Genomic DNA, 16,142 nt, shown 5'->3' with positions numbered 1-16,142 from the left:
ATGATATGAAAAAAGTTATAGTAGTTCTAATATCTATACTCTTATTAGTACTTGATAATTCAGTAATGCCATTTATAAGTATATATAATGCATTTCCTAGTTTACTATTTACGTTTGCTATTTTATATTCATTAATAAATGGACCTTATGATGCAGTTTTTATTGGAGTTGTTAGTGGATTACTTCAAGACATATTTTTTTCAAATGGCTTTGGAATAAATTCCTTAGTTAATTTATGTTTATGTTTAGTAGCAGCTTACATAGGAAATGGAGTATTTAAGAAAAGAAAACTAGTTCCTGTAGCAACTGTATTTGGACTTACAATTGTTAAACACTTAGTTATCTTTGTTATATTCTATCTTATGAATTATAAGGTAGTTATAAGTAACATACTTCTAGTTGCAATATATAATTCAGTAGTAGCATTTATAGTATATAAATTTGTATTAATGTTTTCTAATACTGAAGATATAAACGATAAGTGGAGGTTTAGATGATAGTTAATAAGCCAAAAAACAAAAAGAAAAAACTTTCCAGATATACAGTACTTACTATAATAATGTTAATAATATTTTCTGCAATAACTGTGAAATTAGTTTATTTACAAGTATATAAGCATGATGATTATGAAGATAGAGCAAATCAAAATGCTACTAGATTTATTGCTGAAAAAGCTCCAAGAGGAGAAATATTAGATAAAGATGGTAATGTATTAGCAACTAATAGACAGACTTATACATTAACATATACAACAACAGATGATGCAAAAAAGAATTTTTATAATACTATGGCATCAATATTTAAAATATTAAATAGTAATGGAGAAAATGTTCAAGATGATTTGCTTTTAAAGGTTGATGATAAAGGTCAATTTTATTATGCATATAAAGATTCATCTCCTGATAATCAACAATATGAGAAACTTAGATTTTTAAAAGATAGAGGGATGAATGAACAAGTACAAAAAGAACTTTTTGGGGAAGGTAGCAAAGATTTAACAGATAATCAAATTTCTCAAATAGATCAAAAATTATTACAAGTAACTCCACAACAAGCTTTTTATTATTTGGTAAAAAGTTATGATATGATAGAACTTGTTAATCCAAAACCTAGCGATGTAGAGAAAAAAGAATACAAAAAAATGAGCGGTGAGCAGTTAACAAATCTTATTTTAAAGAAGTATTCATTACAAGATATAAGAAATTATATGGTTGTTAAGGATGCTATAAAGATGCAAAGTTTTAAAGGTTATAAATCTGTAACTATTGCAAGTAATATAAAAAAAGATACTGCATTTATAATATATCAAAAGCTTAATGAACTTCCAGGTATTGGAGTGGAACTTCAACCAGTTAGAGAATATCCTTATAAAAATTTAGGATCTGCTGTAATAGGATATGTTGGTCAAATTGATAGTTCATTGGAAGATGACTACAAATTGAGAGGATATGATCCTTCAACAGACCTTATTGGTAAGTCTGGTATTGAAGCTGCTTTTGAAGATGAGCTTAAGGGAGTTAAAGGTGGTAAAACTGTTAAGGTAAATTCAGAGGGAAGAATAACAGAAGAGTTATTTAAACTTGAATCATACCCAGGAAATAGTGTTAATTTAACAATAGATAAAAATGTTCAATATGCAATGCAAGAATCATTAAAGGACACAATAAATCATATTAGAACATCTGCATCTAGTGATGGACATGGTTTTCCAAATGCTACAAGAGGAGCAGCACTTGCTATAGATGTTAATACTGGTAAAATTCTTGCTCTTGCAAGTTATCCAGATTTTGATCCTAATCTTTTTGCAATTCCAGGTCAACTTACAAAGGATCAGACAGAGAAGTATTTCTCACCTAACCTTGAAAAGTTTGGTAAGGAACTTATAAGAAAGACAGGGGTAAGGAAATCTGTAGATGATTTATTCCCTAAAGATAAAAATGGATATAGAACAGATCCATATGATTTGTATCCAAAACCATTTTATAATTATGCAACACTTGGTACATTACCTCCAGGATCAATATTCAAACCACTAACAGCTGTTGCTGGTCTTGAAGAGGGAGTAATTAAACCAGATACAGTTGTAAATGCAACAGGTAAATTTAATATTCACCCTGAAACATTTGGTAAGGGTTTTGGACCAGTATGTTGGATATATCCAGGAAGTCATGGACCTACTAATGTTGAAAAGGCCCTTCAAGTTTCATGTAACTTCTTCTTCTATGAAACAGCTTATAGATTATACATGAAAAATGGTGGAGATGCCAATAGACCAGAATCATTAAATTCTATTGCAAAATATGCATGGAAATTTGGACTTGGTGTTAATCCAAATAGTAAGACAAATCCTTCAACAGGAATAGAAATAGAAGAAAATACTAATGGTCAAACATATAATTTTGACTCAGTAAAACAAAATACAGTTGCTCTTTCAAATTTTGAATTGGCAGGGTATTTAGAAAAAGAAACTTCAAGTGGATCAGATGTTGCAAGTTATTTAGGCACATATACTTTTGTTCCTTTTGATTTCTCTTATAGAGATGATGATTCAGAAAAGTTAAAGGGATTTAAAGTAGATCTTAAACAAAAAATTAAAGAAAGATTTGAAGCAGTAGGAACTGGAAAACCACTTTCTAACCAAGATGCTTTTGCGTTAAGTATTTTACCAGATGTTAAAGGCATAATGGAAAATTCAGATCTTTATAAAAATAATGTTAAAAAATATGAAAGTAAGTACAACAAACAAGTAAAGATAGATGAACAAGCTTCAATTGTATCAAATGCAATTGCAAGATATGTTGTTACTGATAAATCATCAGAAATGACATCACCAGCACAACTTATTTATGCAGGAATAGGTCAAGGTATAAATCATTATACTCCACTTCAACTTGGGGCATATATATCAACTCTTGCAAATGGAGGAACAAGATATTCACTTCATTTAGTTGATAAGATAACAGACCCACAAGGAAAGGTAGTAGAAGAATTTAAACCAAAAGTACTTGAAAAAATAAATCTTAAAAAGTCAACTATTGATGCAGTTAAAGATGGTATGAAAAAGGCTAATGATGCTGAAGGTGGTACAGCTTCTGCAATATTTAGTTCATTCCCAATACCAACAGCTGGTAAAACAGGTACAGCAGATTATAACAATAATCAAAGAGAATATGGTAGAGAACCATATGCAACTTATGTCAGCTTTGCTCCAATTGATAAACCACAAATTGCATTTGTTGGTGTTATATATGATGGTGGACATGGTTCTTATACAGCTCCAGTTGCAAAGGCAACTTATGAAGCATATTTTAGAGATGAGATTTTAAAGAAATATCCAGACTATGCAAAGAGCTCATCAACATTTAAGAAGTATGTAGTAGATGCACCAAAAGATAACAGTGCAGAAAGCAAAAAGAAACAAGAGGAAAAAGATAAAGAAAAGGCTGATAAAGAAAAGTCTGCAAAAGATTCTAACAAATAAATAAGAGTAAAAATTATAAATAAAAAACAACATTAGGTATATATTATAATCTAATGTTGTTTTTTTCTTTTAAAGGAAAACTAAAACTACAAATACTTACATTTTAATGCTATAATAATAAGAGGAATTTATTATGTTTTGTAGAATAATGTATAGTGATAGAAATTGGTGGAGGGAAACCAATAATGGATGAGAAAATAATTATAAAAGGCAATAGAAGTGGTTTAAGTGCTATTATAAATATGAATAAATTTAGTGGTTTTGAAGAGATGCTTGAAAATCTAATAGAAAAACTATCAAAAGGAAAGCGTTTTTATAAAAATTCGACTCTAACAATTAGCACTAATTTAAATTCAATTAATGAAAAAAATCTAATACATCTTAAAGAGGTGTTATTTGATGAGATAGAAATAAAGGACATTATATTACAAGATGAAATATGCAAAGAAAAGGATAAAGATAAAAAGGTTTTTTCAGGAGTATATGAAGGTAGAACAAAGTTTTTGAGAAAAACAGTTAGAAGTGGACAATGTATAAATTATAATGGAAACATTGTTATAGTTGGTGATATAAATAGTGGAGCAGAAGTTATAGTAACTGGAAATATTATTGTTTTAGGAAGTATAAAGGGAAATGTTAGTGCAGGGTCAAATGGAAATTCAAAGGCTATAATTGCATCCTTTAGTCTTCAACCAGAAATTTTAAAGATTGCAGATGTTATAGCATTATCACCAGATGCAGAAAAGCCAGAGTTCCCAGAGGTGGCAAAAATAAAAGATGGGGAAATAATAGTGGAACCATATTTACCAAATAAATATATTTATTAAAGCGTGGAGGGATTGTTAAATGGGAGTATCTATTGTAATTACATCAGGAAAAGGTGGCGTAGGAAAAACTACAACAACAGCCAACATTGGTACTGCATTAGCGGCACTTGGAAAAAAAGTTGTTGTTGTTGATGGAGATACAGGTCTTAGAAATTTAGATGTATTAATGGGATTAGAAAATAGAATAGTTTATACTATAATTGATGTTATAGAAGGACGATGCAGATTAAAGCAGGCTTTAATTAAGGATAAAAGATTTCCTAAGCTATGTCTTTTACCAACGGCGCAAACAAGAGATAAAGATGATATAAGTTCACAACAAATGCTTAAGATTATAAAAGAATTAAAGGAAGATTTTGATTATGTAATAATAGATTCTCCTGCAGGTATAGAGCAAGGTTTTGAAAATTCAATAATTGGAGCTGATAAAGCAATAGTTGTAGTAAATCCAGAAATAACATCAGTTAGAGATGCTGATAGAGTAATTGGTAAACTTGATGCTAAAGGATTAGAAGATCATGCTGTTATTATAAATAGAATGAATTATGCTATGACTCAAAGAGGAGATATGCTTGATGTAAGTGATATAATTGAAACACTTTCAATTGAACTTCTTGGAGTTGTACCTGATGATAAAGAAATAACTGTTTCTACTAATAAAGGAGAGCCAATAGTATTAGAAGAATCAGCAAGAGCTGGAGAAGCTTTCAGAAATATAGCAAAGAGAATAACTGGTGAAAAAGTACCTTTTATGGATTTAAATGATGAGCCTCAAGGTTTCTTTGGATCTATAATGAAGTTATTCAAGCGTAAATAGGGGGTATTTGAAATGGGGTTCTTTAGTAGTTTTACAAACAAACCAAAACCAAAAGACATTGCTAAAGATAGGCTTAAGTTAATACTTATTCATGATAGAGGAAATCTTCCAGCAGAAACTTTAGAGAAAATTAGAAATGAAATATTAGAAGTGCTTTCAAAATACATAGAAATTTCAGCTGAAGATGTAGAAATATCAGTAAGTAAGAGCGATATAGATGAGGGAGAAGCAGCTTCATCATTAGTTGCAAATATTCCTATTAAAAATATAAGAGGCCGTTAAACGTAGAAAAAATTAATAATAAATTTTATAAAAACTGTATATTTTAGATATACAGTTTTTTATTTTATAGATATATTAAAAATTTATTATTTTTTGTCTTTATAAAAGATTTATTATGGAGAATAAATCTTTTATGATATATAATAGAAATACAGGTTTTTCGGGAGGTGAAAGATTTTGTTAAGAGAAGACTTGCTGTTTGATAGAAGAGGAACTTATGACAAATATAAATTAGATTTTAAAAAAATAAGAGATATAGATAAAGTATTATTGTTTTCTACAATAGCGTTAGTACTTTTTGGTATCTTAAACATATACCTTTGTACAAAGGGAGAATATGGATTTTTTTATGCTAAAAGACAATTAATTTGGTTTGTTGTTTCTCTTATAGCACTTTACATATTTATGGCAGTTGATTACAGGGTAATATATAATTATGTTCCAATATTTTATTGGGCAGGAGTTGTATTACTTATTGCAACAAGATTTTTAGGATCAGTTAGAGGTGGAGCAAAAGGTTGGATTGTGTTTGGACCAGTGTCCCTTCAGCCTGCAGAAATTGCAAAGATAGGTATGATACTTATGCTTGCAAAAAAATTAGAAGAAATGGATTTGGAAATAAATAATTTAAAGAATTTCTTTACACTTGTTTTTTATGCTGCAGTTCCAGTTGTGTTTATTATTATACAACCAGATATGGGAATGACAATGGTTTGTTTCTTTATAGTTCTTGGAATATTTTATATTGCAGGACTTGATATGAAAGTAATTGGTGGTGGCCTTTTAGCTTTAGTTATTGGTATATTACTTGTTTGGAATTCAGGCCTTATAGAGAATTATCAAAAGACAAGAATAACATCATTTATGAATCCAGAAGCAAATATGGCAGGGTCAGGATATCATCTAAGTCAATCATTAATAGCTATTGGTTCAGGAGGAATTTTAGGAAATAGACCTTCAATGGCAAATGATGCAACTTCAGGATATGCAGCACAGCATGTTCCAGAAGTACAAACAGACTTTATTTTTGCAGCAATAGCAGAACAGTGGGGACTTATTGGAGTTATATTATTACTAATTCTTTATGGATTTTTAATAAGTAGAATGATAAATATAGCCAGAACTTCAAAGGATATATTTGGTTCAATTATATGTGTAGGAATAATTTCATATTTCCTATTTGCTATACTACAAAATATTGGAATGACAATAGGATTATTACCTATAACTGGTATAACATTACCTCTTATAAGTTATGGTGGTAGTTCACTTTTAACTACAGTAATGTCAATAGGTTTAGTATTAAATGTAGGTATGAGAAGAAAGAAAATTAGATTCTAAGAAATTATATATAAAGGTAATTTTTGATAAATACAAAAATTACCTTTTTTATTCAATTAAAATATAATATAAATAAAAAACAAAAAGTTAGTTTTTAAACTAGCTTTTTATTTTTTTATAAAAAGTTATGTTAGCTTAAAAAAAAATTTAGAATTCTAGTAAAGAAAAAATGTATTATAAATTAGTTTTTATAAAAAACTATAAAATAAAAGATATTAAACAAAAACTAGAAAAATTGTAAAAAAATTAAATATAATAGAATTTCGATAGAAGTGTTAAGAATTTTGTATGGAATAAAAAGTAAAAAATTTCTATAATGAAAACGTAATAAAGGGTAACAAAATTAAAAAAAATAATTTATTTAAGTGGGGGATTAGTATGAGAAAAATTAAAAAGTTAGTTGCTATGGCAATGGCTACAATGATGGTTGGCGGCATGCTTGTTGGATGCGGAGGAGACAAAGGTAAAGAAGGAGGAGCAGCTGGTTCAGATAAACCTGTAAAAGTTGGTGTATGTCTATATAAATTTGATGATACTTATATTTCAACAGTACGTCAAAGCTTAGAAAAAATCCAATCAGAAAATGAAGGAAAAGTTGAATTTACTTTCTATGATGGAAAAGGTGACCAAGCTACACAAAACGATAGTATAGATACATTATTACAAAAAGACACTGATCTTTTAATGGTTAACTTAGTTGATACAGGAGCAGCTCAAACAGTTGTAGATAAGATTAAAGCAGAGGATGTTCCAGTTGTTTTATTTAATAGAGAACCTGCTACACCAGATGCAGTTAAATCTTACGAAAAATCTATGTTTGTAGGAACAAATGCTAAAGAGGCTGGAGTATTACAAGGAAAAATTCTTGTAGATGCATGGAAAGGTGACAAGAAACTAGACAAAAACGGAGATGGAATTATGCAATATGTAATGCTAAAGGGAGAACCAGATAATCCAGAAGCTATTGCAAGAACTAAATTCTCAGTATCTACAATTAATGATGCAGATATAAAAACAAAGGAATTAGCTCTTCAAGTTTGTAACTGGGAACAAGGTTTAGCACAAAATGCTATGGAAGCATGGCTTTCAAGACATGGTAATAAAATTGAAGCTGTAATTGCAAATAATGATGGTATGGCTCAAGGTGCTATTGCAGCATTACAAGCTCAAGGCTACAACAAAGGTGACAAGAAAAAGACAATTCCAGTAGTTGGTGTTGATGCTACAGAAGCAGCACAAGATCTTATTGGAAAAGGCTTCATGACAGGTTCAGTTCTTCAAGATGCTCCAGCAATGGCAAATGCTCTTTATAAATGTGGTATGAATTTAGTAAATGGTAAGAGTGCAATTGAAGGAACAGATTATAAATTTGATGATACAGGTGTTGCAGTACGTATACCATATCAAGAATATATTAAAAAATAATTTCATAGTTTAAAAATAAAGTTGCACTATATTAAGTATTTAATATAGTGCAACTTAAAATAAGCAGAAAAGTGGTGATAACAAAAGTTATGGAAAATACAAAGTATATATTAGAAATGAATAACATATGTAAGAGCTTTCCAGGTGTAAAAGCCTTAGATTCTGTTAAGCTTAAAGTTCGTCCTGGTACTGTACATGCTTTGATGGGAGAAAATGGAGCAGGAAAATCAACCTTAATGAAATGTTTATTTGGTGTTTATATAGAAGATGATGGAGAAATATTTATAAATGGAGAAAAGTGTAAGTTTTCAAATCCTAAACAGGCAATGGAAAATGGAGTATCCATGGTACATCAAGAATTAAATCAGGTATTACAAAGAGATGTAATGGACAATATATGGCTTGGAAGATATCCAGGTAGTAAAGGTATTGTAAGTCATAAAAAAATGTATGAGGAAACAAAAAAAATATTTGAAGAATTAGATATGGATATAGATCCAAAAGTTAAAATGGCAAAGTTATCTGTTTCACAAAGACAGATGGTAGAAATTGCAAAAGCAGCCTCTTATAATGCAAAAATATTAGTTCTTGATGAACCTACTTCATCATTAACACAAGAAGAGGTAAATCATCTTTTTAAGATTATTAATAAACTTAGAAAAAAAGGATGCGGAATTATTTATATATCTCACAAAATGGAAGAAATTCTTAAAATATCTGATGATGTGACAATTATGAGAGATGGAAAATGGATTGATACAATTCCATCAAAGGATTTAACTACAGATAAAATTATAAAGTTAATGGTTGGTCGTGATTTAACTAATCGTTTTCCACCTAAGACTAATAAGCCAGATGAAGTTATAATGGAAGTTAAAAATCTTACAGGAACATATCAGCCTTCTATTCAAAATGCTTCTTTTAAGTTAAGAAAGGGAGAAATATTAGGAGTAGCTGGACTTGTAGGTTCTAAGAGAACGGAGCTTTTAGAAACTATTTTTGGAATTGCACGCCATAATGAGGGAGAAATTATTTTACATGGCAAGACAGTTAATAATAAAGATTCAAGAACAGCTATAAAAAATGGATTTGCTTTATTAACAGAGGAACGTAGATCAACAGGTATTTTTGGAGGTCTTGATATAAAGTTTAATACTATGATAGCAAATATAGATAATTATAGTAAATATGGTGTTTTAAATAATAAAAAGATGGTAGAGGATACTAAATGGGTTATTGATAGTATGAGAGTTAAAACTCCTAGTCAAAAAACTCAAATAAAATCCTTATCTGGAGGAAACCAACAAAAAGTAATTATAGGAAGATGGTTATTAACTAATCCAGAAGTATTATTATTAGATGAACCTACAAGAGGAATCGATGTTGGTGCTAAATATGAAATATATCAATTGATTATAGATTTAGCTAATAAAGGAAAGGGAATAATTGTTGTTTCTTCTGAAATGCCAGAACTACTTGGAATTTGTGACAGAATTCTTGTTATGTCAAATGGTAAAGTAGCAGGGGTAGAAGATACAAATAATCTTGATCAAGAAAAAATTATGGAATTAGCTGCTAAGTACATTTAGGGCTTTTAGGGGGAGAAGGTATGGAAAACACAAAAATTAATAAAGAAAAAGTAACCAAATTTTTGGTTAATTATGCATTATATATAGTATTAGCAATGATGATAGTTTTCTTTGTTATAAAGGAACCATCATTTTTATCATTAAAAAATCTTACTAATATTTTAAGTCAGGCATCTACTCGTGGTATTTTAGCTTTAGGAGTTGCAGGACTTATAGTATTACAAGGAACTGACCTTTCTGCAGGACGTATTTTAGGATTTACTGCAATAGTTTCAGCTTCATTATTACAATCTTCAACATATGCGGCAAGAATGTATCCAGATTTACCAGTATTGCCACTAATTGTTCCACTACTTATAGCTATTGTAATAGGAGGAATATTTGGTGCTATTAATGGTTTTGGTGTTGCAAAACTAAAGGTACATGCATTTATAATTACTTTAGGAACTCAGCTTATTGCTTATGGTGCATCTTGTTTATATATTGATAGACCACCACTTGGTGCACAACCTGTTGCTAACTTAGATGAAAGATATACAAATCTTGTAACAGGCTCATTAAATTTAGGAGTAGTTGAAATACCATATTTAATTTTTTACTTAGTAATTGTAGCATTAATTATGTGGTTTATTTGGAATAAAACAAAGCTTGGTAAAAATATGTTTGCTATTGGTGGAAATCCAGAAGCGGCAGCAGTATCTGGAGTAAACTTAGCTAAAAATATTATGATAATATTTATTATTTCAGGAATTCTTTATGGTATGGCAGGATTCTTAGAGGCTGCAAGAGCAGGTTCTACAACTACTAGTACAGGATTTAACTATGAACTTGATGCAATATCAGCTTGTGTAGTTGGTGGAGTATCTTTTACTGGTGGAGTTGGAACTATACCAGGAGTACTTATAGGTACAGTACTTCTTCAAGTTATAAACTATGGGTTAAACTTCATAGGAGTTAATGCTTACTGGCAATTTATAATTAGAGGATTAATTATAATAGTTGCAGTTTCACTTGATGTAAGAAAATACTTAGCTAAGAAGTAATAAGGGGAGAAATTATATGGAAAAAGAAAATACAAAAGAAATTTTAGAAAATTCTTCTGATAAGCCAAAGCAAGGTGTTAGAGATACCTTATATGGACGTATTGATGTATCAGTAGAAACAATGGATAAAGTTATTACTGGATTATTAATTGTGTTAGGACTAGCTATTACTTTTGGAGTAATCCTTTAAATTTAAAAATAATAAAAATATTTAAGGTAGTTAAAATTTAAATTTTAACTACCTTTTTATGTTTAGTGGGATTTTTTTTGTAAGTTTTAATAGAATATTATATTTGGATATGTTTTAAATCAACATTTACCTAAATTATAAGCCTTATATTTAAATTTATTTAAGATTATATAAAAATGAAGTAATACATATTAAAAAATATTTTACCTAAATTAAAATATAATATTGAATAAGATGTAATATGATGGGATAATCTATCTGTGGGAATATTTTAATTATATGTAAATAAAAAGAAATATTAAGGGGTAGGTTATGGAGTTATATAGGGTTTTAATAGTTGATGATGAAAGGGAAATTCGTAAAAATATTATAAACAAAATAGATTGGAAAAAATATGGATTTGTAGTTATTGGAGAAGGAGAAAATGGAAGAGAGGCTTTAGAAAAGGCAAAAACACTTAAACCAGATGTGATAATTACAGATACAAAAATGCCATTTATGGATGGAATAGAACTTGGAGAAAAAATAAATGAGATTATGCCTAACATAAAAATTATAATTTTTTCATGCTCTGATGAATTTGAGTATGCACATAAAGCTATAAAAATAAATGCTTTAGATTATCTTTTAAAGCCTATAAAAACTAATGAATTAATAGAAGTATTAAAAAAGTTAAAAGAGAAAATGGATAATGAATATAGTGAAAAGAAAAATGTAGAAAAACTTTATAAATATTATATTGAAAGTTTACCGCTTTTAAAGGAAAAATTTTTAGTAGGAACATTAGAGGGTAGAATAAGAAATAAAAAATTAGAAGAGGAAGGGAAAAAAGTTGGAATAAGATTTAATTCTAAATTTTATTCAGTAGCTGTTATATATACTGATAATTTTATAGATGAAAATAGTGAAGAGTTTTTAGAAAAGGATAATTTAATAGATATATCAATTAAACAGATATCAGATGATATTATGGAAAAGTATTGTGAATGTGTAAGTTTTATTTATTCAGGAACAGTAGTTTTAATAGGAAATTTTGATGAAAGAGAAAATGTACTAGATTTTATAGAAGGACTTAACGAGGTATGTAGAGTATCTAAGCGAATTGTAAGAAAAAATGTATCAGCAGGAGTTGGTCAAGTAACGGATAGTTATTTAAAAATACGCTTTTCTTATAAAATGGCTAGAAATGCCCTTCATTATAGAATGATATTAGGTAGTGGTAAGGCAATTTATATAGAGGATGTTGAACCTGATAATTCAGTTCAATTACAATTTGATGAAAATGATGAAAGAGAGTTATTAAATGCTATTAAGATTAAGTCAAAGGATGAAATTGAAAAAATAATATGTAAGCTATTTTTTAGAGTAGAAAATCTGTTACTTCCATTTAACAAATATAAAATATATTTAATAGAGATTACTACAGCATTATTAAAGCTTGTAAGAACTTATAATTTAGATATAGGAGATATTTTTCATGAGAATTTTAATTGTTATAGTCATTTAGATAATTTTGATTCAATAGAAAATGTTAAGAAGTGGTTTATGGAAAGGGCAATTAAAATAAATAACTTAATAAGAAGAGAGCGATTAAATTCATCTAAATTTATTATAGAAAAGGCAAAGGAATATATATATGAAAATTATAATGATAGTGATATATCAGTAGAAAAAATCTGTAAATATTTATATGTTAGTCCAACATATTTTTCTACTATATTTAAGCGTGAAACTGGTACAAGTTTTATAAATTATTTAACTACAATAAGATTAGATGCTGCTTTAAATTTACTAAATACTACTGATTATAAGTCTTATATTATAGCTAAAAAAGTAGGGTATCCAGAGGCAAACTATTTTAGTTATGTATTTAAAAAGAAGTTTGGAGTATCCCCATCTAAATATAGAGTTAATTAGAATATAAAAATATAGGCTGTAACAAATAAAAATTAAATTTATTACAGCCAAAAGAGAGTAGTTAAATTTGTTTATTACACAAATCTAACTACTCTCCCTTTAATACTAATAAGATTATAAATCTGAATTATGATGAACAGGTGTTTTAGCTGTAGTTGCCTTTATTAATGTTTGGTTTAATTCAGTAGTTTTCTTTAATGAGTATTCAGCCATTTTTGTACAATGTCTAGTCATATAATCTTCAGCTTTTCTACTATTTCTCTTATAAAGTTTTAATGCATGTTTATCACTTTCTTTTAAGCTAGAAGTTAATTTATTTTCTATAGCAGCTAATTGGGGCTTAGTATATTTACTTAAATATTCAGAATAATAAGGTGTAGTTAATGCACCTGTTGTTCTATAAACCCAATAAGCTGAAGTGAAGTCAGGAGTATCTGTACCTTCTCTATAAGCTTTTGGAGTTTGATTTATTCCTGAATAAAAAGGAACATAAACACTAGTTTCTGGTACTCCAAGAGCTAACCAATGAATGCAACCAATATCACTTGGTAAGTTTGGTCTGCATTGTAAAATATGAGATTCCATTGTGTAAGCTACATTTATAGGTCTATATTTACCAACATATTTACCATAAGGGTCATATTCAGTTCCATTAAAGTGAGATCTTAAAACTTTTTCTACATCAGAAATCTTTATTTTATTATCAGGTTTCATAAACATTTTAAAATCTTTATCAGTAATTTTTTGCTTTACAGATGGAGTTAAAATTCTTTGACCATCCCAAATTCTAGGATTATTATATTTAGCATCTTCAGCATTGTTAGTTCCAAATGCTTTTTTGAAGCTAAAATATTTATCTACTTTAGGATTATATAATCCTTTTTCTTTTGCAAATTTAACTAAATTTTTTGAACCTAAAAAATTCTTTTTATCTTTTAAATTTACTTTATCTATACATAATTTATTTGGAATTACAGCATAGCAAGAATCAGGAACTCTTGTTGCAACCCAATGATGACCTGAACCTATTTCCATATACCAAACTTCTTTTTTATCAGAGAAGATAACGCCATTAACTTCAGCAGAACCTTTCTTTTCTACTATTTTACCAAGTCTTTCAACACCTTCTCTTGCACTTTTTATGTAAGGCAAGATTACAGAAACCATAGAGTCTTCCCCTATACCATTTTTTATTAAAGGGTCAGCCTTTAAAGTTTTTTCATTTGCAGTAGCACTTTCAGTAGCACTCATTGCAACTCCATATTCATTAATTCCATCTTCTTCAAATTGTCCATCTTTTTGGGTCCATTCAGGAGTTGCTGTATATTTGTACTGTACTTTTGGTAGAGTACATGTAAATCCATTTCCTTTTGATTTATAAGTTTTATGTGTTCTTGATGTTTTTCTAGGGTGTACAACAAATCTTTTATCCCAAGCAGTTTTTGCATCCTCATTACGAGCTGCAATAGTTGAACCATCGGCAGTAGCTGATTTTCCAGCAACTACAGTTGTGCAGGCAAAAGCATTTAAAGCTAATGGGCCTAACAAACAACCAAAGGTTATTGAAGTCATTACAAGAAATTTAGAGATTTTTTTAGTTAACATAATTTCACTCCTTTAAAAGGTTATTATTATATTTACCACAGATAACGTTTACTATAAAAGTTTATTACTAATGTTACTTAAGTTCAATATAATACATAATACATTTACATTATTAATAGAAATAAAACATTATAGCTAATGGTTATAAGTTAAGTTTAAAAATATATATTTTCATAAAACATATATTTAAGAAATATAAATAAAGTAATAGAAGTAACAAATGAAAGGAGATATGATGGGAAGTTATAAAGGGTTATATGAGAATTATTATGAAAACTTAAGAGGAAAAAATAACAGATATAAATCCTTTGATTATAAAGAAAGAGAAAGAAACTCTTATGGCGGAAAAAGAAAAAAGAAGGGAGGAATGTTAAAGGTATTATATATTCAATTTATAGGAGCTTTAACATTAATTGTTTTAATGATGGCTTTAAAATACTTGCCTTATGATAAGGGGAATAAAGTTTATTCAAATGCAAAGGAAGTTATAGCAAAGGAATATAATTTAGATCATTCTAAAGTTCTTAATGCTTTTAATGAATTTAAGAAAAAATTAATTGAAAATAAAAAAGATGTATAAGAAGTGATGTTTTGGAGTTTTAAATGAAAAAATCTTATAAATTAATTATTGTAGAACTTATATTATTATTACTTGCAATTAGTTTTGAAAGTAAGATTTTAATTGGAGTTGTATCTATAATACTTCATGAATTTACACATATTTTTGTTGGAAACAGATTAGGATGTAAGCTTTCTTCCTTAGAACTTGGCTTGACTGGAGCAAAGGCTGAAATTACAGATGTTGAAGACCTTTTAGATAGAGAAAAATTTATACTTTATTTAAGTGGACCGGCTATGAATTTGTTTTTAGGAGTAGTTTTATATGGACTATATAAAATAACCTCTTTTAATTTATTAGAAGTTTGTTATAGCATTAACTTTAGTCTTTGTATATTTAATTTAATTCCTTCTTATCCTTTGGATGGCTCAAGAATTTTAGAAATAATACTTTCAAAATATATTTCATATATAAAAGCTAAGAAAATAACTACTTATGTAAGCTATTTTTCTTCAACTTGTTTTATAGTATTGTTTTTCTTCATGGTATTTTTACATAGAGTAAATATAAGCTTATTTTTAATTGGAATATTAATAATATATTCTACTATATTAGAAAAAAAGTGGACAATGTATATAATAATGGGAGATATTATTAAAAAGAGAAGAAAACTTGAAAAGTATAATTTTATTGAAAATAAAACAATTTCAGTATTTTATAAAAATGAGCTACTTAATGTAATGAGAATGGTAGATAAAAGTAAATTCAATACATTTTATATACTAGATGAGGAACTTAAGCTTCTTAAAATAATTCATGAAGATGAGCTTTTGGAAGGACTTAAAAATTATGGGAATATAACTTTAGAAGAATATATAAATATTTTAAATGAAATATCTTAGGAATTCATTTAGTATTTATGTTTTTAGAAATTACTTTAATTATTAAAAGATATTTAGAAATAAAAGGTTATATTTATTTAAAATTGGCTATGTTTTATGTAAGGAGTGATTTTATATAGCTCTTAAGATATTAAGAATGTCTTATAGTTGTATGTAATTAATGC

At 28.1% G+C, this 16,142-nt stretch carries 14 protein-coding genes; 13 read left to right on the top strand and 1 reads right to left on the bottom strand.

The annotated features are described in order from the left end of the window. The first annotated feature begins 5 nt into the window (after positions 1-5). The 11 genes from mreD to J2S18_RS03030 all read left to right on the top strand — a co-directional run bounded on the left by mreD (position 6) and on the right by J2S18_RS03030 (position 12,912). The gene (gene mreD, locus J2S18_RS03080; protein WP_307483067.1) at positions 6-497 is read left to right on the top strand and encodes a rod shape-determining protein MreD; all 492 of its coding nucleotides are present in this window, start codon (positions 6-8) and stop codon (positions 495-497) included. Then, positions 494-3,481, top strand: a complete 2,988-nt coding sequence (locus J2S18_RS03075; protein WP_307483065.1) for a penicillin-binding transpeptidase domain-containing protein — start codon at positions 494-496, stop codon at positions 3,479-3,481. Before mreD ends, J2S18_RS03075 begins: the two co-directional genes overlap by 4 nt. Positions 3,482-3,663: 182 nt before the next feature. Beyond that, entirely contained in the window at positions 3,664-4,308 is a 645-nt protein-coding gene (gene minC / locus J2S18_RS03070; RefSeq protein ID WP_307483531.1) for a septum site-determining protein MinC, read from the top strand. 19 nt (positions 4,309-4,327) lie between these two features. Next, positions 4,328-5,125: a septum site-determining protein MinD gene (gene minD / locus J2S18_RS03065; RefSeq protein ID WP_307483062.1), complete on the top strand. Its 798-nt coding sequence runs from the start codon at positions 4,328-4,330 to the stop codon at positions 5,123-5,125. 12 nt (positions 5,126-5,137) lie between these two features. Beyond that, positions 5,138-5,407: a cell division topological specificity factor MinE gene (gene minE, locus J2S18_RS03060; protein ID WP_307483060.1), complete on the top strand. Its 270-nt coding sequence runs from the start codon at positions 5,138-5,140 to the stop codon at positions 5,405-5,407. Between the two features lie 195 nt (positions 5,408-5,602). Continuing rightward, a complete protein-coding gene (gene rodA / locus J2S18_RS03055) occupies positions 5,603-6,748 on the top strand; it encodes a rod shape-determining protein RodA (protein WP_370873750.1) in 1,146 nt (381 codons plus the stop codon). Between the two features lie 378 nt (positions 6,749-7,126). Beyond that, on the top strand, positions 7,127-8,173 hold the full coding sequence (locus J2S18_RS03050) for a galactose ABC transporter substrate-binding protein (RefSeq protein ID WP_307483055.1): 1,047 nt from the start codon (positions 7,127-7,129) through the stop codon (positions 8,171-8,173). A gap of 89 nt (positions 8,174-8,262) precedes the next feature. Next, positions 8,263-9,762, top strand: a complete 1,500-nt coding sequence (gene mglA, locus J2S18_RS03045; RefSeq protein ID WP_307483053.1) for a galactose/methyl galactoside ABC transporter ATP-binding protein MglA — start codon at positions 8,263-8,265, stop codon at positions 9,760-9,762. 20 nt (positions 9,763-9,782) lie between these two features. Further along, entirely contained in the window at positions 9,783-10,805 is a 1,023-nt protein-coding gene (gene mglC / locus J2S18_RS03040; RefSeq protein WP_307483051.1) for a galactose/methyl galactoside ABC transporter permease MglC, read from the top strand. Between the two features lie 16 nt (positions 10,806-10,821). Further along, positions 10,822-10,995, top strand: a complete 174-nt coding sequence (locus tag J2S18_RS03035) for a hypothetical protein (protein ID WP_307483047.1) — start codon at positions 10,822-10,824, stop codon at positions 10,993-10,995. A 312-nt stretch (positions 10,996-11,307) separates the two neighbouring features. Beyond that, complete coding sequence (locus J2S18_RS03030) at positions 11,308-12,912, top strand: response regulator (RefSeq protein ID WP_307483044.1); 1,605 nt, start codon at positions 11,308-11,310, stop codon at positions 12,910-12,912. A 114-nt stretch (positions 12,913-13,026) separates the two neighbouring features. On the opposite strand, the gene J2S18_RS03025 is transcribed toward J2S18_RS03030, so the two are convergent. Beyond that, positions 13,027-14,517 carry a C69 family dipeptidase gene (locus J2S18_RS03025; RefSeq protein ID WP_307483041.1) on the bottom strand — a complete coding sequence of 497 codons (1,491 nt, stop codon included), beginning with the start codon at positions 14,515-14,517 and terminating at the stop codon, positions 13,027-13,029. Between the two features lie 220 nt (positions 14,518-14,737). On the opposite strand from J2S18_RS03025, the gene J2S18_RS03020 reads away from it, so the two are divergent. Beyond that, on the top strand, positions 14,738-15,097 hold the full coding sequence (locus J2S18_RS03020) for a hypothetical protein (RefSeq protein ID WP_307483037.1): 360 nt from the start codon (positions 14,738-14,740) through the stop codon (positions 15,095-15,097). A 23-nt stretch (positions 15,098-15,120) separates the two neighbouring features. After that, positions 15,121-15,978 carry a site-2 protease family protein gene (locus J2S18_RS03015; RefSeq protein ID WP_307483035.1) on the top strand — a complete coding sequence of 286 codons (858 nt, stop codon included), beginning with the start codon at positions 15,121-15,123 and terminating at the stop codon, positions 15,976-15,978. Positions 15,979-16,142: the final 164 nt, after the last annotated feature.

The organism is Eubacterium multiforme, assembly GCF_030813415.1.
GTDB classification, from domain to species: domain Bacteria; phylum Bacillota; class Clostridia; order Clostridiales; family Clostridiaceae; genus Clostridium; species Clostridium multiforme.
This window is presented reverse-complemented; position numbering and strand designations above follow the sequence as displayed.

What these genes read in the sequence shown, in the direction of transcription:
- mreD (WP_307483067.1), top strand. Translation starts at nt 6, where the DNA reads ATGAAAAAAGTTATAGTAGTTCTAATATCTATACTCTTATTAGTACTT.
- J2S18_RS03075 (WP_307483065.1), top strand. Translation starts at nt 494, where the DNA reads ATGATAGTTAATAAGCCAAAAAACAAAAAGAAAAAACTTTCCAGATAT.
- minD (WP_307483062.1), top strand. Translation starts at nt 4,328, where the DNA reads ATGGGAGTATCTATTGTAATTACATCAGGAAAAGGTGGCGTAGGAAAA.
- minE (WP_307483060.1), top strand. Translation starts at nt 5,138, where the DNA reads ATGGGGTTCTTTAGTAGTTTTACAAACAAACCAAAACCAAAAGACATT.
- J2S18_RS03050 (WP_307483055.1), top strand. Translation starts at nt 7,127, where the DNA reads ATGAGAAAAATTAAAAAGTTAGTTGCTATGGCAATGGCTACAATGATG.
- mglA (WP_307483053.1), top strand. Translation starts at nt 8,263, where the DNA reads ATGGAAAATACAAAGTATATATTAGAAATGAATAACATATGTAAGAGC.
- mglC (WP_307483051.1), top strand. Translation starts at nt 9,783, where the DNA reads ATGGAAAACACAAAAATTAATAAAGAAAAAGTAACCAAATTTTTGGTT.
- J2S18_RS03035 (WP_307483047.1), top strand. Translation starts at nt 10,822, where the DNA reads ATGGAAAAAGAAAATACAAAAGAAATTTTAGAAAATTCTTCTGATAAG.
- J2S18_RS03030 (WP_307483044.1), top strand. Translation starts at nt 11,308, where the DNA reads ATGGAGTTATATAGGGTTTTAATAGTTGATGATGAAAGGGAAATTCGT.
- J2S18_RS03025 (WP_307483041.1), bottom strand. Translation starts at nt 14,517, where the DNA reads ATGTTAACTAAAAAAATCTCTAAATTTCTTGTAATGACTTCAATAACC.
- J2S18_RS03020 (WP_307483037.1), top strand. Translation starts at nt 14,738, where the DNA reads ATGAAAGGAGATATGATGGGAAGTTATAAAGGGTTATATGAGAATTAT.
- J2S18_RS03015 (WP_307483035.1), top strand. Translation starts at nt 15,121, where the DNA reads ATGAAAAAATCTTATAAATTAATTATTGTAGAACTTATATTATTATTA.